A 22,017-nucleotide genomic window follows, 5' to 3' on the forward strand; every position below is an offset into this window, starting at 1 on the left:
CTCGGACGCCTGGGCGCTAGACGATCGTGATCGTGATGACCGAGCCGGGCTTGACCTTCTCGCCCGCGCCGGGCGACTGAGCTCGCACGGTGCCGAAGTAGCCTCCGAGGAAGCGGTCGTAGGCGACCACGAATCCGGCGTCTTCGAGGATCTGCGTGGCCTCTCCCTCCTGCTTGCCAAACACGTTGGGCACTTCGATCAGTTCAGGGCCCTTGGAGACCGTGAGCGCGATGGAGTCTCCCCGGTAGCGCGATTCGCCCGCTACGGGCTCCTGGGTCATGACGACGCCGGCCTCCACCGTGTCGGAGAATTCCTCGGTCACCGTGCTGGTCAGGCCCAGTTCTTCGAGGCGAGCATTGGCCGAGTCCAGCTTGTCGCGGGTGAGGTCAGGTACCGAGATGGGTTCGCGCCCCTTGGACACGGTGAGCTGCACCAGGCTTGAGTGAGGCACGGATTGGCCGGGCTCGGGCGACTGCGAGATGACCGTGCCCGCGGGCACGGTCTCCGAGTAGGCCTCCGTGACGTCGAGGGTGAGGCGGCCGTCTTGCAGGATCGTGCTTGCCTCATCTTGGGTCTTGCCGGCGACGTCCGGTACGACCACGTGTTCGATCCCGAGCGAGACGACCATAGTGACGGGCTGGGAGGGGTGGATCGGCTCGCCGACGTCGGGATCCACGCTGATGACGGATCCGGCCTCGATGTCGTCGGAATAGTCCTCCGTGACCTCGTAGGTGAGGCCGGCGTTCGTGAGCGCGGCCTCGGCGTCGGCCTGGGCGAGGTTGATGACGTTGGGGACGTTGACTCGCAGGCCGGGGCCCTCCGCGTAGTACCACCACAGCCCGTAGGCGCTGCCCCCGATGAGGGCGATGAGCAGCAACAGCAGGACGGGCCAGCGCCGACGGCGCGGCCTGTCTTGGCTGACCTCCGTGTCGTGGCGGCGTTCGAGCACCGCAGTGTGCGACATGGCTGGCGGGATGGACGCCGGCAGGGCGTCGTCGGCCGGCTCGCGTTCGGGCGACGCGTCCGAACGCGAGCCGCCGGGAGCCGGAGCCTTGGACGCGACCGGGGCTACGGCGTCGGCGGGCAACACCGACGTGCCACCGGAGGGTACCCGCGCCGACTCGGCTGGGAAGACGGGGATGCGACGGATGAGCGTTTCTTGCGGGAGGGAGGCGATGACGTCGGTGAGCGCGTCGAGCGCGGCGCGGGCATTGACCGGGCGCTTCGAGGGGCTCTTGGCGGTAAAGAGCGCGATGAGGGAGTCGACGGTGGCGGGCATCCAGTCGGCCTGGTCGGACAGGCGCGGCATCGTCTCATTGACGTGTTTGAACGCGACGTTCATCGCGGTCTCGCCGCGGAAGGGCAACTGGCCGGCGATGAGCTCATAGAGCATGACGCCCACCGAGTAGATGTCGGCCGTCTTGGACGTGGTGCCATCCGAGATGAACTCCGGGGCCACGTAGCCCACGGTGCCCAGCATCGAATTCGTGTGCGTGGAGGTGGCGTCGGTGGCGGCGCGGGCCAGGCCGAAGTCGGTGAGCTTGGCCTGGAAGCGCGGCTCGAGTGCGGTGGTCTCCAGTGGTTCGGTGAGCAGGACGTTTTCGGGTTTGATGTCGCGATGGATGATGCCGGCGTCGTGAGCAACCGCGAGGCCCTCGAGCACCTGGCGCGTCAGCTCAAGGCTGATGCCGAGGGGGAGCGAGCCGTAGGTGTTGAGCTCCGAACGCAGGTCCGGCCCGGACATGAGCTCCATGACGAGGTAGGGGCGATCGCCCGTGGGCAGCGTGGCCACCCCCTGGTCGTGGACGGCGACCACGTGCTGGCTGGACAGGCCTGCGGCCGCGCGCGCCTCCGAGATGAAACGACGCACGAAGTCAGGCTGCTCGGCCAAGTGGGCGTGGATGACCTTGATCGCGACCTTGCGCTCCAGGCGCCGGTCCGAGGCCTGGTAGACGGTCGCCATGCCGCCGCGCGCGATGCGCGCGCTGATTACGTAGCGATCGTCAATGACCTCGCCGAGAAGTGGATCAAGTTTCACGCTTCCTACCTTAGCGAAAGCCGGCCACTACCATAGGCAGTGACCGGCCGTGTCTTTCGCTTTAGAAGCGGGCCATGGCCGCCTTTACCTTCGCCACGTAAGCGACGGTGTCGGAGCGCATGCCGTACTTTTTCACGCCGCCAAGGCCCTGGTAGTAGCCCGCGATGCCCTCATCGAAGCTCGATGCATTGTTTTGCAGGTAGCGGATGATCGACACGCCCGCCACCACGTTGTCATACGGATTGAGCAGGTCGAGGTTGCGGCCGACCATCTGGGAGGCCCACTGGCCCGAGGACGGGATGACCTGCATGACGCCGATCGCGTTGGCAGGAGAGACCGCCGTGGCGTCAAAGCCGGATTCGACGAAGGCGTGCGCGAGGGCCAGGCGCGGGTCGACCCCCATGTCACGAGCCACACTGACGATCATCGACTGGACCTCGGCGCGCGAGGGCTGGGCCTTGCTGATGAGCGCGTACTTGTTGTCGTTCGCGGCCTCGACCGTGGAATCGGCGTACGTGTAGCCGGGGAAGTTGTTCTGCACCAGCTGCGGGCGGGAGGTCTGCGTTCCCGACGACGACTGGCCGGCGTTCGCCTGCGGAGCGGACTGCGCCGCGCCGCTGATGACGAGGGTCTGGCCCACGCCGATGCGGTTCGGGTTCGAGATACCGTTGGCGGCCACGAGTGCGGCGACCGTGGTGCCGTGCTTGGCCGCGATACCCGACAGGGTGTCGCCCGCGCGGACCACGTAGGTGGTGGCGGCCGGGGCGACGGGCTTGGTGGCAGGAGCGGCGGGGGTGGCCGGCTTAGCTGCGGGAGCTGTGGTGGCAGGTGTCGTGGCCGGTGCGATCGTCAGGCGCTGACCCACGTGGATGAGGTTAGGGTTCGCGATGCCGTTATCGGCGGCGAGCTTGGCCACGGTGGTGCCGTGGGCGGAGGCGATCCGGCCTAGCGTGTCGCCGGCCTTGACCACGTAGGCCGTGGTGGCCGGGGCGGACTGGACGGGCGCCGCAGGAGCCGCGGGGGCCGCCGCCTGTGCGGCCGAGGGAATCTTCAGCTGCTGGCCGGGGAAGATGAGGTTGACCGAATTTAAGGAGTTGGCCCGGGCGATCGCGGTAATGGTGGTACCGGCGCGCTTGGCGATTGTGGAGAGCGTGTCGCCAGGCTTGACCTGATAAGTCATCTCGGGGTCCTTGAAGACCGGGGTCTTAAAGACCGGGGCTTGCGGGGCCGGAGCGGTGGCCGCTTGTGCGACGGGTGTGATGAACGTGGCGGCCGTGGTTGCTGCGAGCGCGACACCGGAGCGCCGAAGCCATGAGGACATGGAACCTCCATTAGGGCTTTGCACATGTGACATATGTGCAAAGTGGTAAGAATGTTATTAATGATTCACCTGAGACATTAGTCGACTCGGCGGCGTGTTTCCACCCAAATCTTGAAAAGTGGGCTATATTGTGCGCGTGTTTGACGACCTTGAGTATCTGTCAGTGCCAGAAGTCGGCCATCGGCTGGGAATTCGCCAGCAGGACGTGCGCACAATGCTAAACGACCGTCGGCTGCTCGCCGTGCGGCGCGGGCCCAATCGCGCGCTCATGATCAGCGTTGACCAAATCGCAACCAAGGATGGCTCCGACGTCGCCCTGCCTTCGCTTCACGGCACGCTTACCATGCTCGCCGACCGCGGTTTTGACGAGGAGGAGGCCTTCGCCTGGCTCCACACCGACGAGTCGGAGCTGGGGGTAGCGCCGATCGACGCGCTACGCGCCGGCCATCACAGGGCCGTGCGCCGCGTCATCTTGGGGCTCGGCTAAGTGCTAGGAGCGCCGCTCTTCGAGGCTGCTCATCGCTGCGCGCAGCAGGGGTGCCTCGGGCAGGGCGTCGGCCGCCGCTAGCGCCTGCTCCTCGTAGTCCCGGATCATCTGCTCGTGCGCAGCGAACGCGCCCGAGGAGCGCACGATGTCACGCACCGCCTCGACGTCGGCGTCGGTGAGGTCGCGCCCGAGGGCCCCGTCGACCAGGGCGCGGTCGGCGTCGCTGGCCATCTCCCGTACGAGCGCGAGGAGGGCGGTGTGCTTACCTTCGCGGAGGTCGCCTCCGGCGGGTTTGCCGGTCTGGTTGGGGCTGCCAAAGATGCCGAGCTCGTCGTCGCGCAATTGGAAGGCGATGCCGAGTGGGCGGCCGACAGCCGAGAGGGCGTCGATATCGGCGGGGGAGGCCCCGGCGAGCGCGCCACCGATCATGAGGGGCAGCTCCACCGAGTAGCGGGCGGACTTGTGGCGTAGGACGAGGAGGGCCTCGTCCAGTGCGGTGCCGAGGTCGTCGCGCAGGGGGGTGGTTTCGGCGCGCAAGTCAAGGTACTGGCCGTAGGCGGTCTCGGCCGTCATCTCGTGGAAGAGCGTACGGGCGCGGGAAAGCGCTGCGGCGTCGGCGGCCTCTGCCCGGTCAATCTCGAGTGCCGCGAGGGAGAGCAGGAAGTCGCCGAGCAAGATCGCGGCTTTGGCCCCGAAGTCCTCGGCCTGGCCGATCATGCCCAGGTCGGCGTGCGTGGCGCTGAAGGCGCGGTGTGAGGCGGGTGCGCCGCGGCGGGTGTGAGATTCGTCGATGATGTCGTCGTGGACGAGGGCGGAGAGCTGATAGAGCTCGGCCGCGGTGCCGGCGTAGACGGGGCGGCCATCCCCGCCGAAGGCCTCGTGGCCGGCCGCGATGAGGAGGGCGCGTGTACGCTTACCGGACGCGGCGAGCGTGCGGGCCGGGGCGAGGAACTCCCGCCAGTGGCAGGTGGCGGCGGGGTCGTCGATAAAGGGCGCAGATTCGTCAAGCGCGCGGATGAGGCTGTGCGAGACAGCCGAGCTAAAACTCTCCATGCCCTGAGCCTATCGGCAAGGGCGAAAGTTAACCACATCCGCGCTTCGCGTACACCCTATCCACATTTGTGGGTATACACGGCAAGGATTACGCAGGGCGTTCGCAATACTTGCGTCATGGAAAGAATACGACTCAATCACCCCCATGAAATGCTCGCCCTCTTCCCCTACCTCTTCGGCTTCAAACCGAAGGAATCCGTGGTCCTTGTGGCGCTGACTGGAATCCACGGAAGGGTGGGCGGGCCCGTCGCTCGCGTCGATGCCCCCAGGGTGCACGCGGGCATCATCGACGTCGCACTCGAATTCGTCGACACGTTCTGCGTCAAGGACCTCTACATCGGCTGGTACGGCTCCGACCTGCACACCATGCTCGATGACCGCGATTCGGTGGACATCCTCGACACGGTGGGCCTTGCCTGCCAGCAACTGATCAACATGCGCACGGGTGGCGACGGCTGCGTCACGGTGGGGATGACCGACTACGACTCGTGGGCCGCCTGCCTCGACGCCCGCCACGGCACCTGGGAGGACCTGTGCGCCGAGGATCTCGTTATGCCCTTCGCCGAACTCGAGGCTGCCCCCGCCGTCGCCCAGGCCGTCTTCGACGGCAACGCGCCCGCGGGCAGGGAGCCGCCGCAGAAGCGGATGCGCCTGGAGTGGCCCGAGCGTCGTGACGCCGTAGCCGCCGCGCGAGCCTGGAAGGGAGGCAAGCGGCGCGGAGTGAAGCTGTGGCAGGGCGTTCTCGACGCGCTCGACGCCGGGGCAGACCCCGCAAGCGCGATCGGAAGCGAGGAGACGGCCGGTCAGCTCATCGCCGCGATGCACGACATCCTGCTACGCGACCAGCTCATACTCTTCGGTGTGGACAAGGGCACGGTGAAGATGGGAGGAATCTCGGCCCAGCAGCTCATGAAGAAGCTGAGCGCCGTTCGAGAGCCCGCGCCCGAGCGCATCGGGATCATGATCGACCTCTTCGAATACCTAGCGGAGCGTTCCGACGACGCCGAACCGGCGCCCGCCGCCATGGCCGGCTACCTCTCCTGGTGGCAAGGAGACACAGATCGGGCGCTGATGAACGCCGTGTTGGCGATCGGATCGGACTACACGTACCCGCTGGCCAAGCTCGTTATGCACGCGCTCCACGTCAATCTGCCCTCGCCCAAGGACTACCCGCTTAAGCTCGTGAGAGAGCGTGAGCCGTCTTGGAACGGGGTTGAATAAACGTGTACATTTGAGAATAAATCCGACATAAGGAGGGGCGATATGGCGGTTATTGTTCCTGTCAGTCACGGCGGACGCGACGACGCGCTGAGTAGTGCCATCAGGCTGTGCAGGCGCGAAGATCAACCGCTCATCGCCCTCCTGCGCCGCCCAATCGGCGAATTCGAGCAGGAAGAGATCGATTCGGAGATCGATGAGCTGACCGACCGGCTCGATGGAGCCGACATCGGCTTCAGGATCGACGTGCGGGTCGATGAGACCGACCTGGCCACGCAGATCTCGGAGCTGGCGCGCGAGGAGTCCTCGTTCGTCGTCGTCTCGCTCGCACACAAGCCCGCCGGCGGAAAGCTCAGGCTCGGCTCGCAAATCCAAAAGCTCCTCCTCGAGTGCCCGTGCTCTGTGCTCGTGGTCCGCGAGCAGGGCGCTGAGGGGAATAATTAGGCCACGCGTGCGTTGACCTTAAGCGCGGAATCATGATTCGTCACGATTACCGCTATAATGGGCGAGTTGTACTACGAAAGGTTGCATGTGGCCGCATCAAAGTCTCAAGCTGTTACCCCCTCTTCTACCAGAGAGGTGTCAGTCGATGTCGCTGCGTTGCCGGGGATGAAGGTCGCCGAGCTACGCGCGCTCGCAAAGGAGCTCGGGCTTCAGTTGAACTCGCGTGCGGTCAAGGCGGAGCTGGTTGAGGCGATTACCGCCGCGGCGCCCGGAAAGGTTGCCGGCACGGACGGCCCCGCGAAGGCGGAGACTCCCGCCAAGAAGGCACCTGCTGCCAAGCAGGCCGCCAAGAAGGAAGCGTCCGCCAAGGCGACTGCCGCTGACGAGCAGGCCACCCAGCCCGCACCCGCCGAGCTGTCCAAACTCAAGGTGGGCGAGCTGCGTGAGAAGGCCACCGAGCTGGGCGTGGAGAGCCCCTCGAAGCTGCGCAAGGCCGAGCTGGTTGAGGCTATTCTCGCCGCCGCCCCGGCCAAGGCCGCGGTCGAGCCGAAGGTGGAGGACGAGGACGAGCCCGAGGAGAGCCCAGCCTCCCCGGATGAGCCGGAGACGGACGAGGAACTCGATGAGGACCTGGATGATGAGGACCTCGACGAGCTTGAGCTCGATGACGACCTGGACGAGGACTCCGGCGAGGACGAGGAGGGCGAAGACGAGGAGCGAGAAGACGAGTCGGCCGACCAGTCGGTGGTCATTACCGCCGAGGCGGCCAAGACGTCCAAGGGCGCGTTCGTCGTCAAGGATTCGGACGATACCGACGAGCCGGCCCAACGCGTACTCGTGGCGGGTGCTACCGCCGATCCGGTCAAGGATTACCTCAAGCAGATCGGTAAGGTGCCCCTGTTGAACGCGGCCGAGGAGGTCGAGCTCGCCCAGCGCATTGAGGCGGGCCTGTTCGCCCAACACATCCTCGACACCACGGAGATTGAGGACCGCAAGTACCACCGCGAGCTCGAGATCATCGCCCGCGACGGGCGCAACGCCAAGAATCACCTGCTCGAGGCGAACCTGCGACTCGTAGTCTCGCTCGCCAAGCGCTACACCGGACGCGGCATGCTCTTCCTGGACCTCATCCAAGAAGGCAACCTGGGCCTCGTGCGCGCGGTGGAGAAGTTCGACTACGCCAAGGGCTTTAAGTTCTCCACGTACGCAACCTGGTGGATCCGCCAGGCGATCACGCGCGCGATGGCCGATCAGGCCCGCACGATCCGCATCCCGGTGCACATGGTTGAGGTCATCAACAAGCTCGCGCGCGTCCAGCGCCAGATGTTGCAAGACCTCGGGCGCGAACCCACTACCGAGGAGCTGGCACGCGAGCTCGACATGACCGAGGAGAAGGTCATCGAGGTGCAAAAGTATGGCCGCGAGCCGATCTCGTTGCACACGCCGCTGGGTGAGGACGGCGATTCGGAGTTCGGCGACCTCATCGAGGACTCCGAGGCCGTGGTCCCGGCCGACGCGGTGGGCTTCACGCTCCTGCAGGAGCAGCTCCACCAGGTACTTGACACTCTCTCGGAGCGCGAGGCCGGCGTGGTCTCGATGCGCTTCGGCCTCACCGACGGCCAGCCGAAGACTTTGGACGAGATCGGCAAGGTCTACGGGGTCACGCGCGAGCGTATCCGCCAGATCGAGTCGAAGACGATGTCTAAGCTGCGCCACCCGTCGCGGTCGCAGGTGTTGCGCGACTACCTGGAGTAACGGCCGGGTCCGCCCGGGCCGCCAAGCATCACGCGCCTGGAGTAGGACGCCTAGCTGATGGGCGCCCAGCACCGGGCGCGTTCCCATTGGGCGGGGTAGACGGGGGCGCCGTCGCGGTTCGTGGCCGTGTCGGTGTAGCGCTGGCCGCGCTGTTCGAACTCCACGTAGTAGCGTAGGAGGCTGGCGCAGGTTTCGGCGTCGTGCATGGCGCGGTGGCGCGGTGCGGGCGGCAGTCCGAGCCGTTTGGCCACCCCGCGCAGCGAATGCGATCCCGGGGGCAGGTATATGCGTGACTGGTCCATCGTGCACACGCACGCCCCCTCGTCGAGGCCAAGGTCGTACCCGGCCCGCGCAAGCTCGCGGCTGAGGAAGGCGCGTTCGAAGGCGGCGTGGTGGGCCACGAGCACCCGCCCGGCCAGCAGCTCGAGCACCCGCCCGGAGATCTCCGCGAAGCGCGGAGCGCCTGCGAGCGCGGCGTCGGTCAGGCCGTGGATCTCCACCGCGGAGGTGGCGCGGCCGGGGTTGACGAGACTCTGCCACCGCCCTTCCTCGACTAGGTTGCGGTCAAGGAGGATGACCGCGATTTCGACGATGCGGTCGGCGCGGCGGTCGAGCCCGGTGGTCTCGACGTCGACAACGGCGAAGGAAGTCATGGCCACCATTGTTCCACACCGCCTTTAGGCCGCAGGCGAACGTGGGTGAGATAAGAGGAATAATGCGGGCGCGACGTGCTTTGATCGTAGTGTGAACGCAATACTTGATACTCCCGTGCTAACCGCCGCTGACCGCTGCGATGCCTGCAACGCACAGGCCTACGTCCGTGTGGAGTTGCCGTCGGGTCAGCTTCAGTTCTGTGCCCATCACTGGCGCAGGCACATGCCAGCCTTGGAGAAGGTGGCCATTACTGTCATTGACGAAACGAACCGGGTATAACACTCGTTCGCCGGGGCCGGCGCGAGCCGGCCTTTTTCTTTGCCCGAATGCGCTTCGTGGCGCGTTCTACTCCGCGTGCGTCCCTCACAGGGTGGCGGCGAGCGGCTATCATGCCAAGCGTGTCAAGTACTGAAAAGCAGGAATATAACGCCCGCCACCTGTCGGTCCTCGAGGGCCTGGAAGCCGTGCGCAAACGCCCGGGCATGTACATCGGCTCCACCGATTCGCGCGGGCTCATGCACTGCCTATGGGAGATCATTGACAATTCGATCGACGAGGCGACCGAGGGCTATGCGTCCTCGATCCGCGTGACGCTGTTCTCGGACGGCTCGGTTGAGGTGGAGGACAACGGGCGCGGCATCCCGGTGGACGAGGTGCCGGGCACGGGCGCCTCCGGCGTCGAGGTGGTGTATACCAAGCTGCACGCGGGCGGCAAGTTCGACTCGGCCAACTACGGTTCGGCCGGCGGCCTGCACGGTGTGGGCGCCTCGGTGGTCAACGCGCTCTCCCAGCGCCTCGACGTGGCCGTCAAGCGCGAGGGCAAGGTGTGGGAGATGTCCTTCCAGCGCGGCGAGCCCGGCGTGTTCGACGACGCCGGCGCCCCGGCCCCCGACGCCCCCTTCACCCCGTTCACCATCAGCTCCGAGCTGCGCGTGACCGGGAAGGTGGCGAAGAAGGTGACGGGCACGCGGGTGCGGTATTGGGCTGACCCGGAGATCTTCCCGAAGGATACCGAGTTTTCCTACGCGCACTTGATCGAGCGCGTGCGCGAGAAGGCCTTCCTCGTGCCGGGCCTCGAAGTCGTCGTGCGCGACGAGCGCGGCCTGCCCGAGCGCGCCGACGCGCCGGTGGAGGAGGTCTTCAAGTACGACGGCGGCGTGGTGGACTTCGTCGACCATCTGGCCACCGACCCGGCCGTGTCTCGCACCATGCACCTGACCGGCCAGGGCACGTTCGACGAGACCGTCCAGGTGCTCGACAAGAAGTCGGGCCATCTGCGGGCGCGAGAGGTGGAGCGTGTGTGCGACGTCGACATCGCGCTGCGCTGGGGCAACGGTTACGACACGCGCGAGGAGACCTTCGTCAACATCATCGCCACCCCGAAGGGCGGCACGCACCTGGTGGGCTTCGAGCAGGGGCTAGTCAAGGTGGTCCGCGCCCAGATCGAGGCCAAGTCGCGCCAGCTCAAGGTCACGGCGCGCGATCCGCGCATCGAAAAGGACGACATCCTGGCGGGCCTCACGGCCGTCGTCGCCGTGCGCTTCCCCGAGCCGCAGTTTGAGGGGCAGACCAAGGAGGTGCTGGGCACGGCACCTATCCGCGCGATCGTGGCGAAGGTGGTCGAGGAGGGGCTAACGCGCGAGTTCGCTTCCACCAAGCGGGATGCGAAGGGCGAGAACCAGCGCGTTTTGGAGAAGGTGGTGGCGGAAATGCGCGCCCGCGTGGCCGCCCGCACCCAGAAGGAAATCTCGCGGCGGAAGAACGCGTTGGAGACGTCGTCGTTGCCGGCGAAGCTGGCCGACTGCCGATCGGACGACATCGAGCGCACCGAGCTGTTCATCGTGGAGGGAGATTCGGCGCTCGGCACCGCCAAGCTCGCCCGCGACTCCGAGTTCCAGGCCCTGCTGCCGATCCGCGGCAAGATCCTCAACGTGCAAAAGGCCTCGCACACCGACATCTTGAACAACCAGGAGGTCTCTTCGATCATCCAGGTGGTAGGGGCCGGCTCGGGGCGCACCTTTGACCTGGACGCGGCGCGCTACGGCAAGGTGATCTTCATGACCGACGCGGATGTGGACGGCGCCCACATCCGCACCCTGCTGCTCACGCTGTTCTTCCGCTACATGCGCCCCCTTGTGGAGGCCGGGCGCGTGTATGCGGCGGTCCCGCCGCTGCACCGGGTGGAGGTGGCAGGCCGCGGCGGAAAGAAGGGGGAGTATATCTACAGCTACTCCGACGCCGAGCTGCACCGCATCCTCGCCCGTCTGGAGAAGAGTGGGCGCACGTACAAGCAACCGATCCAGCGCTACAAGGGCCTGGGCGAGATGGACGCCAACCAGCTGGCGGAGACCACCATGGATCCATCCCACCGGATGCTGCGTCGAGTGTCGCTCGCCGACGAGGAGGCGTTGCGTTTCGCCGAGGACACCTTCGAGCTGCTCATGGGATCGGAAGTGGCGCCGCGGCGCGATTTCATCGTCGAGGGCGCGGACGATATTTCGCGCGAGCAGATCGACGCGTAGGCGTTGCACGGCACCATTGGTAGACTGAGGCATATGCAGACGGGAGAGATCACGGGACGTTCACTCGCACAGCGTTTGGCTGCGCCGAGCGAGCTGGCGGGGCCAAGCCCCCACCTGGGGTTGACCTGGGCCCGGCTCGCTGCAGGGGACCTCGACGAACTGTCCGAGCTCCTGGCCGAATCGGCCGACCCGGAAATCTGCGACGAGCTCCGCATCCTCCAGCAGGTCACGCCATGGGTAGAGGCCAGCGAGGAGGAGCGGAAGAACCTGGACGCGATCGTGGGACGCGACGCCAGCGGTCAGCTCCAGGCGATCGGGCTTGTCTTCAACAATCCCCACCCGCTCACCGAGGCCCAGGCCAACATCTACGGCGTGATCCGTCCGCACTGGCGCGGCCGTGGCATCGGCCGGGCGCTTCTCGAGTGGCAGGACGGGCGGGCGCGTCAGCTCATGCTCGACGCCGGCTACGACCTGCCGGCCTCTATCCGTTCCAGGGCACGGCTATCGAACATGGAACGACGCCGCCTGCTCGCCGCTGGCGGGTTCTCCCCGCACACGCGCTGGACGTACATGGACGTGGACTTGGGCGCCGAGCACGCCGAGCACGCGCGCGGGGCAAGGGCGCGCCTCGAGGAGCGCGGCATGGAGCTCATCGCCTTTGACGACAAGCATTCGGATGAGGTGCTGCGCCTGCACAACCGGATCTCGATGGTGATGGATCGGCGCCAGCCCATGTCGCAGGCCGAGTGGGTGGACTGGATGACGCCGGAGGATCGGGCGACGTCGGTGCTACTCACTGACGGGTCGAACCTGGTGGGCTACTCGCTCAACTCCGCCGACGGGTCCACGATGTGCGTGAAGTTCTACGGGGTGGAGCGCGGTTTTCGCCACCAGGGCATTGGCACCGACCTGGTGGTGGCCCAGATGGGCACCGCGTTGGAACGGGGGATCGCGCACATGCGCGTGCCGGTGATCTCCGAGGCGACGCCAGCCACCGACTTCCTTACGTCTTATGGCTTTTTCGAAGGCTCCTCCCAGATCCTCTACTCGATTGATATCTGATGGCTGACTGGACGTGGAGTGCGCTGAGCGCGGAGGACGGCCCTCACGTGTACGCGATCATCGCGGCGATTGAGGAGGCCGACTCCGCAGCGAACCGAACCACCCGGCACGAGGTGGAGGGATATTTTGCCGACTCCCACGCCTGGCGCGCCCAGGGCGTGTGGGAGGGGGAGGAGCTCGTGGCCTTTGGCCTGGCCCGGACCCCGGCAAAGAACGCCGGCGAGCACCCGATCACGATCTCTGGTGGGGTGGCGCCGTCGTGGCGCTCGCACGGGGTGGGCCACAACCTGCTCGAGCGCCAGCTCCGCACGGCCCACGATCTTGCCACCGAGCTTGGTCTGGACGACGCGCTGGTCCAAATGTACGTGGATGCCTCGCAGGGCGCCCTGTTTGAGATGGCCACCCGTTTCGGCTTCCGCGCCAATTCGCGCTACGTGCAGATGCGGCGGAGCCTGGACGTACCCGCCACGGTCACTGAGGTCTCCTCCTACATTCAGATCGTCAAGATGGGCACGGACTGGGTGAAGGATTCGCGCAAGGCCCATAACCGCGTGATGGCCGAAAACGAGATGTCCGCGATGAGCGGCAATGCGTGGGCCAAGCGCCTGGAGCAGATGGACGAGGACCTGTGCCTGGTGGCGATCGATCTCTTCGGGGATCGGCCCCGGCTCGCCGGCTACGTGCTGGCCTCCCGCTTCGCGTCGGGCCTCGACGGCCACGGAGTCGACAACACGGTGCCGGACGAGGGCTACATCGAGGAGATCGTGGTGCTGCCCGAATGGCGCGGCAAGCACGTGGCCTCTAACCTCCTAGCCACCGCCGTGGAGCGCTTCCGCGCGGCGGGTCTGAGCTACATCGGGCTGGACGTCACGGCCGACGGCGCGGACTCGGACCTCGTCACGGTCTTCGAGCACTTCGACTTCACGCGTGTGGCCGAGACTTATATCATGACCACGCGCGTCTAGCCGGCCCGGCCTTAGCCGATCGCCATGACCACCGAGCTGAGCTGAGTTCCGGAACCGTCGCGCCGCTCGTCAACGTCGGGGAGCGCCACCGGCTTGCCATGGGCGTCGCTCGCGCGCGGGGGCAGCTCACCCACCCACGCCATCTGCAGCTGGTCCTCGCCGCGAAGGAAGCGCTGTGTGCGCACGCCGCCGGTGCCGCGGCCCTTGGCGGGGTAGCGGTCGAGCGGGGTCACCTTGGCTGAGCCGGGCACGGTGCCGGGAAGCGATCCGGACGAGCCGGCGATGGTGACCACACAGTGGGCCGCGAGGTCGCCCGCGGGCACTACTCCGAGCGCGATCACCCGCGCCTCGCCGAGGCGGATGCCGGCAATACCCTGGCCTGCCCGGCCTTGCGGGCGCACGCCGGCCGCTGGGAAGCGCAGGAGCTGGGCGCCGGAGGTGACGAGGACAATCTCGTCGTTATCGGAGGCGGGGGCCGCGCCGATCACCTCGTCCCCGTCGGCGAGCTTGATGAGGTCGATCGCGCCGCGGTCGGGGTAGTCAGGGTTGACGCGTTTGATCTTACCTTGGGCGGTGGCGAGCGCGAGGACGGGCGGCTCATCGAGGTTGACCAGGCCGACCACGTGCGAATCCTTGCCCGCCAGCAGGAGCTCGCGCACGGGCGCGCCGCCGGACAGGCCCGGGGCCTGCTCGGTTTCGGGGATCGCGGGGATGTCGACCACGTTCAGGCGCGTGACCGAGCCGTCGGAGGTGATGACCCCGATCGCGGACAGGTTGGTGGTTGCGACCTTGGTAACCACGGCGTCGTGGCGCTGGCGCGGACCGGAGCGCGAGGGCTCGGTGGGGGTGACGACGCGGGCGATGAGGCCGTCGCCGGACAGGAGCACCCAGCACGGATCGTCCTCGACCTTGAGCGCGGAGGCGGCCGTGGCGGCCTCGGATTCGAGTAGAACCGTGCGGCGCGCAGTGGCGAACTCGCGGGCGGTCTGGGCCAGCTCAGCAGAGACGAGTGAGCGCAGCTTGGCCTCGGAGGCGAGGATCTCGCTCAGCTGTTCGATCTGGCTTTCCAGCTCGCTCTTTTCCTGCTCCAGCTCGATCTGGGAGAACTTGGTCAGCCGGCGCAGGCGTAGCTCGAGGATGTAGTCGGCCTGGACCTCGGTGAGGTCGAAGACCTTCATCAGGCGGTCCCTGGCGATCGCCGAGTCGTCGGAGGAGCGGATGACGGCGATGACCTCGTCGATGTCGAGGATCGCGATGAGCAGGCCCTCCACCAGGTGCAGGCGGTCCTTGGCCTTCTGGAGTCGGAAAGCGGTGCGGCGCCGGGTGACGGTGAGGCGGTGGTCGAGGAAGACCTCGAGCAGGGCCTTGAGGCCGAGCGTGCGCGGCTGGCCGTCCACGAGCGCCACATTGTTGATGCCGAAGGAATCTTCGAGCGGGGTGTGCTTGTACAGGTCGGCCAGCACGGCCTCGGGGTTGAAGGAGTTCTTCACCTCGATGACGAGGCGCGTGCCGTGCTTACGGTCGGTGAGGTTCTGCACCCCCGTGATGCCCTGCAGTTTCTTGGACTGCACCCCGTCCTTGATCTTGTCGATCACCTTTTCCGGGCCCACCAGGTAGGGCAGCTCGGTGAAAATGATGCCCTTCTTGCGGGCGGTGATGTTTTCGATGTGGGCGGTGGCGCGGGTGCGGAAGACGCCGCGGCCTGTCTCGTATGCCTGGCGGATCCCGTTCAGCCCCACGATCTTGCCGCCCTCCGGCAGGTCGGGGCCGGGAATGTAGCGCATGAGCTCGTCGAGCGTCGCCGCGGGGTGATCCAGCAGGAAGCGCGCGCCGGCGATCACCTCGCCGAGGTTGTGGGGGGCCATGTTCGTGGCCATGCCCACCGCGATGCCCGACGAGCCGTTGACCAGCAGGTTCGGGATTGCGGCCGGCAGCACCTCGGGCTGCATGTAGGTGTTGTCGTAGTTGGGCACCATGTCCACGACGTCCTCATCCAGGTCCGCCGTCATCGCCAGGGCGGCGGGCGCCATGCGCACCTCGGTGTAGCGGGCGGCCGCGGGCCCGTCGTCGAGCGAGCCGAAGTTGCCGTGCCCGTCCACCATGGGCAGTCGCATGGTGAAGGGCTGGGAGAGGCGGACCATGGCGTCGTAGATGGCCGAGTCGCCGTGCGGGTGGAGGCGGCCCATGACCTCTCCGATCACGCGCGAGGACTTGACGTGCCCCCGGTCGGGGCGCAGGCCCATGCGGTCCATCTGGAACAGGATGCGGCGCTGGACGGGTTTGAGGCCGTCGCGGGCGTCGGGCAGGGCGCGCGCGTAGATGACGGAATAGGAGTACTCGAGGAAGGACGTGCGCATCTCCTGTGACACGTCGATGTCAACGATTTGCTCAGTGGTGGCCATTGTTCCATTATCTGGCCCACGCGAGCTGCTACCGGCGAGCCGGCACCCCGTGTTGCCGTGATGTTCGTGACCCGACGTCGCTTGCCGGGCGTGGTTTTGGGACAATGGGGCAATGATTGATATGCGATCCGACCTCGACGATGCGCTGTTGACCCTGGTGGCGCAGGAGTCGCCCGTTCTTGCTGACATCCGCCAGGCCCTTGGCGACGACGTCGTGCGCGCCTTCTACGTCCGGCCCGAGACGGTCTTCGACGCGGACTCGGTCTATGACAGGATCGTCGCCTTCATCGTTACCGTCACACGGCTCGTACTCGTCTATTCGGACACGAACTACGAGATGGACACTCGCGGCGAGTACGTCACCACGGCGCAGTCGGTGTGCCTGTCGGAGATCAAGGAGCACCACGTGGTGCGCCGGCGTGAGTTTCGCGGGGAGCGCGTGGGCGAGCTCAACTCCATCCTACTGCGCCTGCGCTGGGGTGCCGCCTACAGTCAGGACCTCCAGCCTGGCGCATGCGACGACCCGAACTGCACGAACGACCACGGATACGTGGGTGTGGCGACGAACGAGGACCTCCAGCTCTTCCTCGACCGCCACGTCGATTCCACCCATTTCGCCCAGGGGGTGGCCTTCATCGACGACGTGGAGCGGATCCTCGGGCGGCTTTCATGATCCGGCCGGGCCAGGAGAACATTGCCGGCGTCCTGCCGGGCGTGCTGCGCGCCCTCGGGGCGGGCGGCGAGTCCGCGCTCGAGTTCCCCTCCGCTCGCCGCGCGTGCGTGGTTATGGTGGACGGCCTGGGCTACCGCAACCTCGACCAGCGCCGCGGGCACACGCCGACCCTGCGCTCTCTTGACATGCGCGCCATCACCACGGTGGTGCCGTCGACGACGGCGGCCGGCATCTGCGCGCTCGGCACCGGCGCTCTGCCGGGCAGGACGGCCATGGGCGGATATGCCCTGCGCGTGCCGGGTAGCACGGACGTCTTCAACCTCATCGCGTGGAACTCCCCGCACGTGGATCCGGTGGAGTGGCAGACCGTGCCCACCGTCTTCGAAAGCACGGACCTCGACACAGTGAAGATCCACCCACGCCGCTTCGTCGACTCCGGGCTCACGCTTGCCGCGCTCCGCGGCGGCCGCACCGCCGTCGCCGAAAAGCTCGAAGCGCGCGTTGACGCCGCGATCGCCGAACTCAAGGCTGGTGCCGACCTCGTCTACCTGTACTGGGGCGACCTCGACTCCACCGGCCACCACAACGGCTGGGAATCGGAGGCCTGGATCTACGAACTCGAGCACTTGGATGCCGAGCTCGGCCGGCTACGACGCCTCCTGCCGCGCGACACGCTGCTCGTGCTCACGGCCGACCACGGCATGATCGACGTCAACGAGCGCTATGACATCGCGGACGTGGAGGAGCTCACCCGCGGGGTGGAGGTCGTGGCCGGAGAATCGCGCGCGCTACACCTGTACACGGCGGAACCGCAGGCAGTGGCTGCGCGCTGGCGGGACGTGCTGGGGGAGCGGGCCTGGATCTTCACTCAGGGCGAGGCCGAAAAGGCCGGGTTGTTTGGGCCGATGGGGAGCTTCGCGCGCGAGGTCTTGGGAAATGTCCTCGTCTTCGCGAAGGGCAACCTGGCGATCGTCGACTCGCGCTACCAGAGCGAAGGCGCAATTGGGCTCGTCGGCGTGCACGGCTCGCTCACCGAGCAGGAGATGATGGTCCCGCTCGTCATCGACCACGCCTAGAACTATGGTGTGGTCCTAGTCGTCCTTCGAGTATCCGAAGACGATCTCGTCCCACGTGGGCATCGCCGGGCGGTTGCGCCGTTTCTTCGGCTTGTCCACCTTTTCAACCTTGGGGGCCTCCGGTGCGACGCCGGGCAGGGCCTGCTGGGCCTCATCCTTCGAGGCGTCCCCATCTTCCTTTGCCGCGGGCGTGGGCAGGGAAAGAACCGTGGCGTCCTGGGCCGCCTCCGGCTCGGAGTCAGCCGGGTGGGCGCCGTCGAACTCGGGCATCGGCTGGACCTGGCCGCGCTTGGAGTTGAGGGAGGCGAGCATCGAATCGATGTCCACGGGGCTGCCCGCAGAGGCCGGCTGGGCGTCGATCACCGAGGCCTTCTGCTCCGGCTCGGCCGCCGGCGTGTTTGGCTTACGCCAGGGGCTCGCGGGGGCCGGGATCTGGTTTTCGGTGAGCCAGGTCGCCTCGTCGTTGCGCGCCTGGAGAGTCTGGGCCTTCGTGTTAACCGACCAGCGGGCGACGTTGACCACCCCGCCGCTGGTGTACGTGGCGGAGAGAATCCACGGTTCGCCTTGCTCGCGGCGGGCGTCCCACGTGACCTCCCCGGCCTCCACCCCGCGGGTCAGCAGGCGTGAGGCCACCAGCTCCTCCAGGCTCATGCCGCCGTCCTCGTGGCCCTGGCGGTACAAGCGGGCGTTCTGGGCCACGTACTCGCGCTCGGCAAAAATTGGGTAGGCCAAGTTGGTCAGCTGCGAGGGCGGGAGCGAGGAGATCTCGGAGACCTCGGCCACCGTGCGCCCGGCGCGGAAGTACGCCTGGATCTCGCGCGGCGTGATCGGCTTGGGTGCATCCTCGCCCGCGGCGCTCACGTCTGTGCGCAGAGCCGCCCGCAGTTCGTCGGTGATTGGAAGTACGTATCGATTGCCATCTGAATCATTCAGGCTCAGCTTTTGCCCATCCTGAAGCCCCAACAATTCGAGCTCGATCATGTTTGCCTCCTACATTCCTGCAACAAGCGTGCCACCTGGCGGCATTCAATGGGGCCACGGGCGGCGGTGTGTTGGCCAATGTGAGCCAAATTGTCTCACGTATTCACTAATTCAGAACCAATGTTGTCAAACGCGGCAAGCTTTGGTAGAAAGTGCGTGAACATCGAGCTATTCAAGGGGAGATCATGGCCACAGATTACGATGCGCCGCGAAAGCAGGATGAGGAACTAAAGGAGGATTCCCTCACCCAGCTCAACGCGCGAAACAACAATCACCAGTCCAACTCTGTTGATGAAGACGAGGTGGAGGCCGCCGAGGGCTTCGAGCTTCCGGGTGCGGACCTGTCGAACGTTGAGCTCTCCGTTGCAGTTGTTCCCGCCCAGGATGATGAGTTCACCTGCTCCCACTGTTTCCTCGTCCATCACCGCTCCCAGCTGGCATACGAGGAGGACGGCCTGCCCGTCTGCGCCGAGTGCGCTTCCTAGGAGGACCGATGGTGTGGCCCTTCGGGAAGAAGAAGCAGGTAGTAGGCGCGGACGCCGTCGTTGATGAGGCGGAGGTCGAGGCAGCGGTAGAGGCGCCCACGGTCGGTCCGTTCGACGCCGGCGATGTGGCGATCGGCAAGCGCCTGGACGCCGGCTCGCTGTGGATCCCCGTTATCCCCGACACGACTCTCCAGTTCACCCTTGACCGCCGGCGCGAGCAGGTACTCGGCATCGTGTACTCGAAGAACTCTTCGGCCCTGCAGCTACAGGTGTTTGCCGCTCCGCGCTCGGCGAAGCTGTGGGACGACGTGCGGCGCGATATGCGCACCTCGATCGCCAACCAGGGCGGTTTCTCGCAGGAGGTGGAGGGCCCGCTCGGCCCCGAGCTGCACGCGCAGATGCCCGTTCCCAATTCCAAGGCGATGGCCCCGCACCGCTTCCTCGGCGTGGATGGGCCGCGCTGGCTGTTGCGCGCCACGCTGTATGGCAAGGCCGGTTCGGATGAGGCGGCGGCGAACGAGATGATCGAGATCGTCCGCGACGTGGTGGTCAACCGCGGTCAGGCCCCGCACCCGCCGCGCGAGCTGCTCCCGCTCGAGATCCCGGAGCAGGTGACGGCGCAAGAATGACGCGGCGGCGCGAGCTGGTTGGCACGGTCCGCTCCATCACCTACCCCGGTGCGGGGTTGGTGCACCGGGTACTGGTCCGGCTCGACACCGACGACGGCCCGCTCACCTTGCATTTCATGTCGAGGACCACCCTCGAATGCGTAGATATCGGCACGAAGATCCGCGTAGCGGGCGCCCTCACGCGCCACCGCGGCGTGCCCACCATGTTCAACCCCAGCTTGGAAGTGACGAACGACGATGACTGAGTCCACGAACACCACCGGAATGCGCGCCCTGGTTGAGGACGACTTCGACGTCGTGGCGGCCGTGGGTGGCGTGCGCGGGGTGGTGGAGGCCACGATCCCCACCGTCCTTTTCCTCGTTCTCTACACCGTGATGCACAACCTCAACCTGGCTGTCGGCATCTCGCTGGCCTCCTCCCTGGCCTTTATCCTGATCCGGGCGATCCAGCGTATCCCCGTCACCCCCGCGCTCGGCGGCCTGTTCGCCATCGCCCTGTCCGCCTTCGTCACGTGGCGCAGTGGGGAGGCGTCGAACTTCTTCGTGTGGGGGCTCCTGACGAACGCGGGCTACGCCGCGGCCCTACTCATCTCAATCCTCGTGCGTTGGCCGGCGCTCGGGTTGCTCATCGGGTTCTTCCGTGGGGACGCCACAGGCTGGCGCACCGACCCCACCCAGCGGGTCACCCGCCGCCGCTACGTGCTCATCACGTGGATGTGGCTGGGCTTATTCCTCGTCCGGCTTGCCGTCCAGGGCCCGCTCTACCTCGCCCACGCCACCGAGGCGCTCGGGATCGCCCGTCTCTTTATGGGCGTGCCGTTCTTCGCGTTGGTCGGCTGGTTCACGTGGTTGCTGGTCAAGGACTTGCCCGACGTGCCCGCGGTTATGGACGAGACCGACGCGACCGGCGTCGTGACCGAGGAGCGCTAGAGGATCTCCTCGATGTCGGCCAAACCCTCGGAGGCATTGGCGCCCACGAGGACGAGGAGCTGATCGCCGGCGTCGATCGACATGTCGGTGCTGGGGAAAAGTGGAACGCCGTCGCGCACCACGCCCGTGACCAGAATGTCGGGCGGGAGGGCGATCTGACCGAGCGCGTGGGCGGTGAAGAGCGAGCCCTCGGAGACGGTGGCCAGATACATCGTGGCGCCGGACTGGAACTCCATGCGGCGCACGAGCTTGCCGGTGGAGACGGCCTCGGAGATGATCCCGGCCATGATCTGCGGGGTGGAGACTGCGACGTCGACGCCCCAGGATTCGTCGAAAAGCCAGGCGTTGGACGGGTTAGAGACGCGGGCGATGACGCGCGGCACGCCGAACTCGGTCTTTGCCAGGAGGGAGAGGACGAGGTTGGCCTTGTCATCTCCGGTGGCGGCGACAACGGCGTCGGTGTCGTTCAACCCGGCGGCCTCGAGGACGGACAGTTCGCACGCGTCGCCGAGGACCCAGTCCGCCTCTGGCACGGAGGCCACGCGCATCGCCTCGGGCTTGATGTCGATGAGGGTCAGTTCGTGCCCGGCTTCGCTCATTTCGCGGGCGAGCGAGCGGCCAACTGAACCGGCTCCGGCTACCAGAATCTTCATGTCACCGTACCTTCGCGGGGTGGTTGGTCACGCGCTGGATCGCCTGGGCGTCGGCGAGCGCCGCGACGAAGCGCAACTCATCCCCGTCCTGGATCACGGTGGAGGCCGTGGGCATGACGAGTTGGAGGTTGCGGGTGATATAGGCCAGGCGCGCCCCAGTTTCGGCCTCAATGTCGGCTACCGTGCGCCCATACCAGGAGGGATCGAGGTCAACGAAGAAGAGCGCGGTGCCGGTGGCTGAGTCGATGTGCTCCACGTATGGCCCGAGCGGGATGAGGTTGCGCATCACCTGGTCCGCCGTCCAGGAAACGGGGGCCACCACGTCGATACCGAGCTTGTTGTAGACCCCGGCACGCGAGGAATCGTAGATGCGGGCCACCACGTTGTCCACGCCGAACGTTTCGCGCACCACGCGGGCGGCGATGATGTTCGAGTTGTCCCCGGAGGACACGGCGGCAAAGCCGGCCGCCTCTTCGATGCCGGCTTGGCGCAACGCGTCGCGGTCGAAGCCGACGCCGGTGACCTGCTGGCCCTGAAAGGAATCGGGAAGGCGCTGGAAGGCGTGCGAGTTTTGATCGATGATGGCCACCGAGTGCCCACGATCTGCGATGTTGACGGCGAGGCTGGCGCCAACCCGGCCGCAGCCCATAATGACGAAATGCACGACTT

At 66.6% G+C, this 22,017-nt stretch carries 22 protein-coding genes; 14 read left to right on the forward strand and 8 right to left on the reverse strand.

All coding sequences use genetic code 11. The features are described 5' to 3' along the window. Window positions 1-16: 16 nt before the first annotated feature. A complete protein-coding gene (pknB, locus tag AQZ59_RS01025) occupies window positions 17-2,038 on the reverse strand; it encodes a Stk1 family PASTA domain-containing Ser/Thr kinase (RefSeq protein WP_062612319.1) in 2,022 nt (673 codons plus the stop codon). Between the two features lie 61 nt (window positions 2,039-2,099). After that, window positions 2,100-3,359, reverse strand: a complete 1,260-nt coding sequence (locus tag AQZ59_RS01030; protein WP_062612320.1) for a lytic transglycosylase domain-containing protein — start codon at window positions 3,357-3,359, stop codon at window positions 2,100-2,102. Window positions 3,360-3,495: 136 nt separating this feature from the next. Here AQZ59_RS01030 and AQZ59_RS01035 point away from each other — a divergent pair, with 136 nt between their 5' ends. After that, window positions 3,496-3,846: an Rv2175c family DNA-binding protein gene (locus AQZ59_RS01035; RefSeq protein WP_236698628.1), complete on the forward strand. Its 351-nt coding sequence runs from the start codon at window positions 3,496-3,498 to the stop codon at window positions 3,844-3,846. Between the two features lie 3 nt (window positions 3,847-3,849). Here AQZ59_RS01035 and AQZ59_RS01040 read toward each other — a convergent pair whose 3' ends face one another. Next, window positions 3,850-4,899: a polyprenyl synthetase family protein gene (locus AQZ59_RS01040; protein ID WP_062612322.1), complete on the reverse strand. Its 1,050-nt coding sequence runs from the start codon at window positions 4,897-4,899 to the stop codon at window positions 3,850-3,852. A gap of 117 nt (window positions 4,900-5,016) precedes the next feature. On the opposite strand from AQZ59_RS01040, the gene AQZ59_RS01045 reads away from it, so the two are divergent. From AQZ59_RS01045 to AQZ59_RS01055, 3 genes are all read left to right on the forward strand, one after another. Continuing rightward, a complete protein-coding gene (locus AQZ59_RS01045; protein ID WP_082661066.1) occupies window positions 5,017-6,120 on the forward strand; it encodes a DUF4192 family protein in 1,104 nt (367 codons plus the stop codon). A 42-nt stretch (window positions 6,121-6,162) separates the two neighbouring features. Then, entirely contained in the window at window positions 6,163-6,561 is a 399-nt protein-coding gene (locus tag AQZ59_RS01050; protein WP_062612325.1) for a universal stress protein, read from the forward strand. A gap of 135 nt (window positions 6,562-6,696) precedes the next feature. Next, entirely contained in the window at window positions 6,697-8,316 is a 1,620-nt protein-coding gene (locus AQZ59_RS01055; RefSeq protein WP_413788357.1) for an RNA polymerase sigma factor, read from the forward strand. Between the two features lie 50 nt (window positions 8,317-8,366). On the opposite strand, the gene AQZ59_RS01060 is transcribed toward AQZ59_RS01055, so the two are convergent. Further along, on the reverse strand, window positions 8,367-8,969 hold the full coding sequence (locus AQZ59_RS01060; protein ID WP_062612693.1) for a 3'-5' exonuclease: 603 nt from the start codon (window positions 8,967-8,969) through the stop codon (window positions 8,367-8,369). Window positions 8,970-9,138: 169 nt separating this feature from the next. Between AQZ59_RS01060 and AQZ59_RS09940 the strand changes: the two genes are divergently transcribed. The 4 genes from AQZ59_RS09940 to AQZ59_RS01075 all read left to right on the forward strand — a co-directional run bounded on the left by AQZ59_RS09940 (window position 9,139) and on the right by AQZ59_RS01075 (window position 13,519). Then, on the forward strand, window positions 9,139-9,249 hold the full coding sequence (locus AQZ59_RS09940; RefSeq protein WP_423838576.1) for a DUF7455 domain-containing protein: 111 nt from the start codon (window positions 9,139-9,141) through the stop codon (window positions 9,247-9,249). A 110-nt stretch (window positions 9,250-9,359) separates the two neighbouring features. Next, window positions 9,360-11,492: a DNA gyrase/topoisomerase IV subunit B gene (locus AQZ59_RS01065; RefSeq protein WP_062612327.1), complete on the forward strand. Its 2,133-nt coding sequence runs from the start codon at window positions 9,360-9,362 to the stop codon at window positions 11,490-11,492. A gap of 33 nt (window positions 11,493-11,525) precedes the next feature. Beyond that, the gene (locus tag AQZ59_RS01070) at window positions 11,526-12,554 is read left to right on the forward strand and encodes a GNAT family N-acetyltransferase (protein ID WP_062612329.1); all 1,029 of its coding nucleotides are present in this window, start codon (window positions 11,526-11,528) and stop codon (window positions 12,552-12,554) included. Then, the gene (locus AQZ59_RS01075; protein ID WP_062612331.1) at window positions 12,554-13,519 is read left to right on the forward strand and encodes a GNAT family N-acetyltransferase; all 966 of its coding nucleotides are present in this window, start codon (window positions 12,554-12,556) and stop codon (window positions 13,517-13,519) included. Before AQZ59_RS01070 ends, AQZ59_RS01075 begins: the two co-directional genes overlap by 1 nt. Window positions 13,520-13,530: 11 nt before the next feature. On the opposite strand, the gene AQZ59_RS01080 is transcribed toward AQZ59_RS01075, so the two are convergent. Next, window positions 13,531-15,921 (reverse strand): DNA gyrase/topoisomerase IV subunit A, encoded by a 2,391-nt coding sequence (locus AQZ59_RS01080; protein WP_062612333.1) that lies wholly within the window; start codon window positions 15,919-15,921, stop codon window positions 13,531-13,533. Window positions 15,922-16,033: 112 nt separating this feature from the next. Here AQZ59_RS01080 and AQZ59_RS01085 point away from each other — a divergent pair, with 112 nt between their 5' ends. Both AQZ59_RS01085 and AQZ59_RS01090 read left to right on the forward strand, forming a co-directional pair. Next, a complete protein-coding gene (locus AQZ59_RS01085; protein WP_062612335.1) occupies window positions 16,034-16,594 on the forward strand; it encodes a DUF5998 family protein in 561 nt (186 codons plus the stop codon). After that, entirely contained in the window at window positions 16,591-17,670 is a 1,080-nt protein-coding gene (locus tag AQZ59_RS01090) for an alkaline phosphatase family protein (protein WP_062612336.1), read from the forward strand. The genes AQZ59_RS01085 and AQZ59_RS01090 overlap by 4 nt, the downstream gene beginning before the upstream one ends. 15 nt (window positions 17,671-17,685) lie before the next feature. Here the strand turns inward: AQZ59_RS01090 and sepH are convergent, their stop codons facing one another. Then, window positions 17,686-18,651 (reverse strand): septation protein SepH, encoded by a 966-nt coding sequence (gene sepH / locus AQZ59_RS01095; protein WP_062612338.1) that lies wholly within the window; start codon window positions 18,649-18,651, stop codon window positions 17,686-17,688. Window positions 18,652-18,836: 185 nt separating this feature from the next. Here sepH and AQZ59_RS01100 point away from each other — a divergent pair, with 185 nt between their 5' ends. From AQZ59_RS01100 to AQZ59_RS01115, 4 genes are read left to right on the forward strand one after another with little or no spacing between them, the layout of a single operon-like run. Continuing rightward, complete coding sequence (locus tag AQZ59_RS01100) at window positions 18,837-19,136, forward strand: DUF4193 domain-containing protein (protein ID WP_062612340.1); 300 nt, start codon at window positions 18,837-18,839, stop codon at window positions 19,134-19,136. 8 nt (window positions 19,137-19,144) lie between these two features. Continuing rightward, window positions 19,145-19,765, forward strand: a complete 621-nt coding sequence (locus AQZ59_RS01105; protein WP_062612342.1) for a DUF3710 domain-containing protein — start codon at window positions 19,145-19,147, stop codon at window positions 19,763-19,765. Next, complete coding sequence (locus AQZ59_RS01110) at window positions 19,762-20,010, forward strand: single stranded DNA-binding domain-containing protein (protein WP_062612344.1); 249 nt, start codon at window positions 19,762-19,764, stop codon at window positions 20,008-20,010. Before AQZ59_RS01105 ends, AQZ59_RS01110 begins: the two co-directional genes overlap by 4 nt. Beyond that, window positions 20,003-20,695 carry a DUF3159 domain-containing protein gene (locus AQZ59_RS01115; RefSeq protein ID WP_062612346.1) on the forward strand — a complete coding sequence of 231 codons (693 nt, stop codon included), beginning with the start codon at window positions 20,003-20,005 and terminating at the stop codon, window positions 20,693-20,695. The genes AQZ59_RS01110 and AQZ59_RS01115 overlap by 8 nt, the downstream gene beginning before the upstream one ends. Here AQZ59_RS01115 and AQZ59_RS01120 read toward each other — a convergent pair. Both AQZ59_RS01120 and AQZ59_RS01125 read right to left on the reverse strand, forming a co-directional pair. Beyond that, complete coding sequence (locus AQZ59_RS01120) at window positions 20,692-21,348, reverse strand: potassium channel family protein (protein ID WP_062612348.1); 657 nt, start codon at window positions 21,346-21,348, stop codon at window positions 20,692-20,694. The genes AQZ59_RS01115 and AQZ59_RS01120 overlap by 4 nt on opposite strands. Window position 21,349: 1 nt before the next feature. Continuing rightward, window positions 21,350-22,012 carry a potassium channel family protein gene (locus tag AQZ59_RS01125; protein WP_236698629.1) on the reverse strand — a complete coding sequence of 221 codons (663 nt, stop codon included), beginning with the start codon at window positions 22,010-22,012 and terminating at the stop codon, window positions 21,350-21,352. Window positions 22,013-22,017 lie beyond the last annotated feature (5 nt).

Origin of the sequence: Trueperella bernardiae (genome assembly GCF_001469025.1) — a bacterium.
Taxonomy (GTDB): Bacteria; Actinomycetota; Actinomycetes; order Actinomycetales; family Actinomycetaceae; genus Trueperella; species Trueperella bernardiae.

Coding starts and splice junctions, on each gene's coding strand:
- AQZ59_RS01030 (WP_062612320.1), bottom strand. CDS start 3,359: ATGTCCTCATGGCTTCGGCGCTCCGGTGTCGCGCTCGCAGCAACCACG.
- AQZ59_RS01040 (WP_062612322.1), bottom strand. CDS start 4,899: ATGGAGAGTTTTAGCTCGGCTGTCTCGCACAGCCTCATCCGCGCGCTT.
- AQZ59_RS01045 (WP_082661066.1), top strand. CDS start 5,017: ATGGAAAGAATACGACTCAATCACCCCCATGAAATGCTCGCCCTCTTC.
- AQZ59_RS01050 (WP_062612325.1), top strand. CDS start 6,163: ATGGCGGTTATTGTTCCTGTCAGTCACGGCGGACGCGACGACGCGCTG.
- AQZ59_RS01060 (WP_062612693.1), bottom strand. CDS start 8,969: ATGACTTCCTTCGCCGTTGTCGACGTCGAGACCACCGGGCTCGACCGC.
- AQZ59_RS01065 (WP_062612327.1), top strand. CDS start 9,360: ATGCCAAGCGTGTCAAGTACTGAAAAGCAGGAATATAACGCCCGCCAC.
- AQZ59_RS01070 (WP_062612329.1), top strand. CDS start 11,526: ATGCAGACGGGAGAGATCACGGGACGTTCACTCGCACAGCGTTTGGCT.
- AQZ59_RS01075 (WP_062612331.1), top strand. CDS start 12,554: ATGGCTGACTGGACGTGGAGTGCGCTGAGCGCGGAGGACGGCCCTCAC.
- AQZ59_RS01080 (WP_062612333.1), bottom strand. CDS start 15,921: ATGGCCACCACTGAGCAAATCGTTGACATCGACGTGTCACAGGAGATG.
- AQZ59_RS01085 (WP_062612335.1), top strand. CDS start 16,034: ATGATTGATATGCGATCCGACCTCGACGATGCGCTGTTGACCCTGGTG.
- AQZ59_RS01090 (WP_062612336.1), top strand. CDS start 16,591: ATGATCCGGCCGGGCCAGGAGAACATTGCCGGCGTCCTGCCGGGCGTG.
- sepH (WP_062612338.1), bottom strand. CDS start 18,651: ATGATCGAGCTCGAATTGTTGGGGCTTCAGGATGGGCAAAAGCTGAGC.
- AQZ59_RS01100 (WP_062612340.1), top strand. CDS start 18,837: ATGGCCACAGATTACGATGCGCCGCGAAAGCAGGATGAGGAACTAAAG.
- AQZ59_RS01105 (WP_062612342.1), top strand. CDS start 19,145: ATGGTGTGGCCCTTCGGGAAGAAGAAGCAGGTAGTAGGCGCGGACGCC.
- AQZ59_RS01110 (WP_062612344.1), top strand. CDS start 19,762: ATGACGCGGCGGCGCGAGCTGGTTGGCACGGTCCGCTCCATCACCTAC.
- AQZ59_RS01115 (WP_062612346.1), top strand. CDS start 20,003: ATGACTGAGTCCACGAACACCACCGGAATGCGCGCCCTGGTTGAGGAC.
- AQZ59_RS01120 (WP_062612348.1), bottom strand. CDS start 21,348: ATGAAGATTCTGGTAGCCGGAGCCGGTTCAGTTGGCCGCTCGCTCGCC.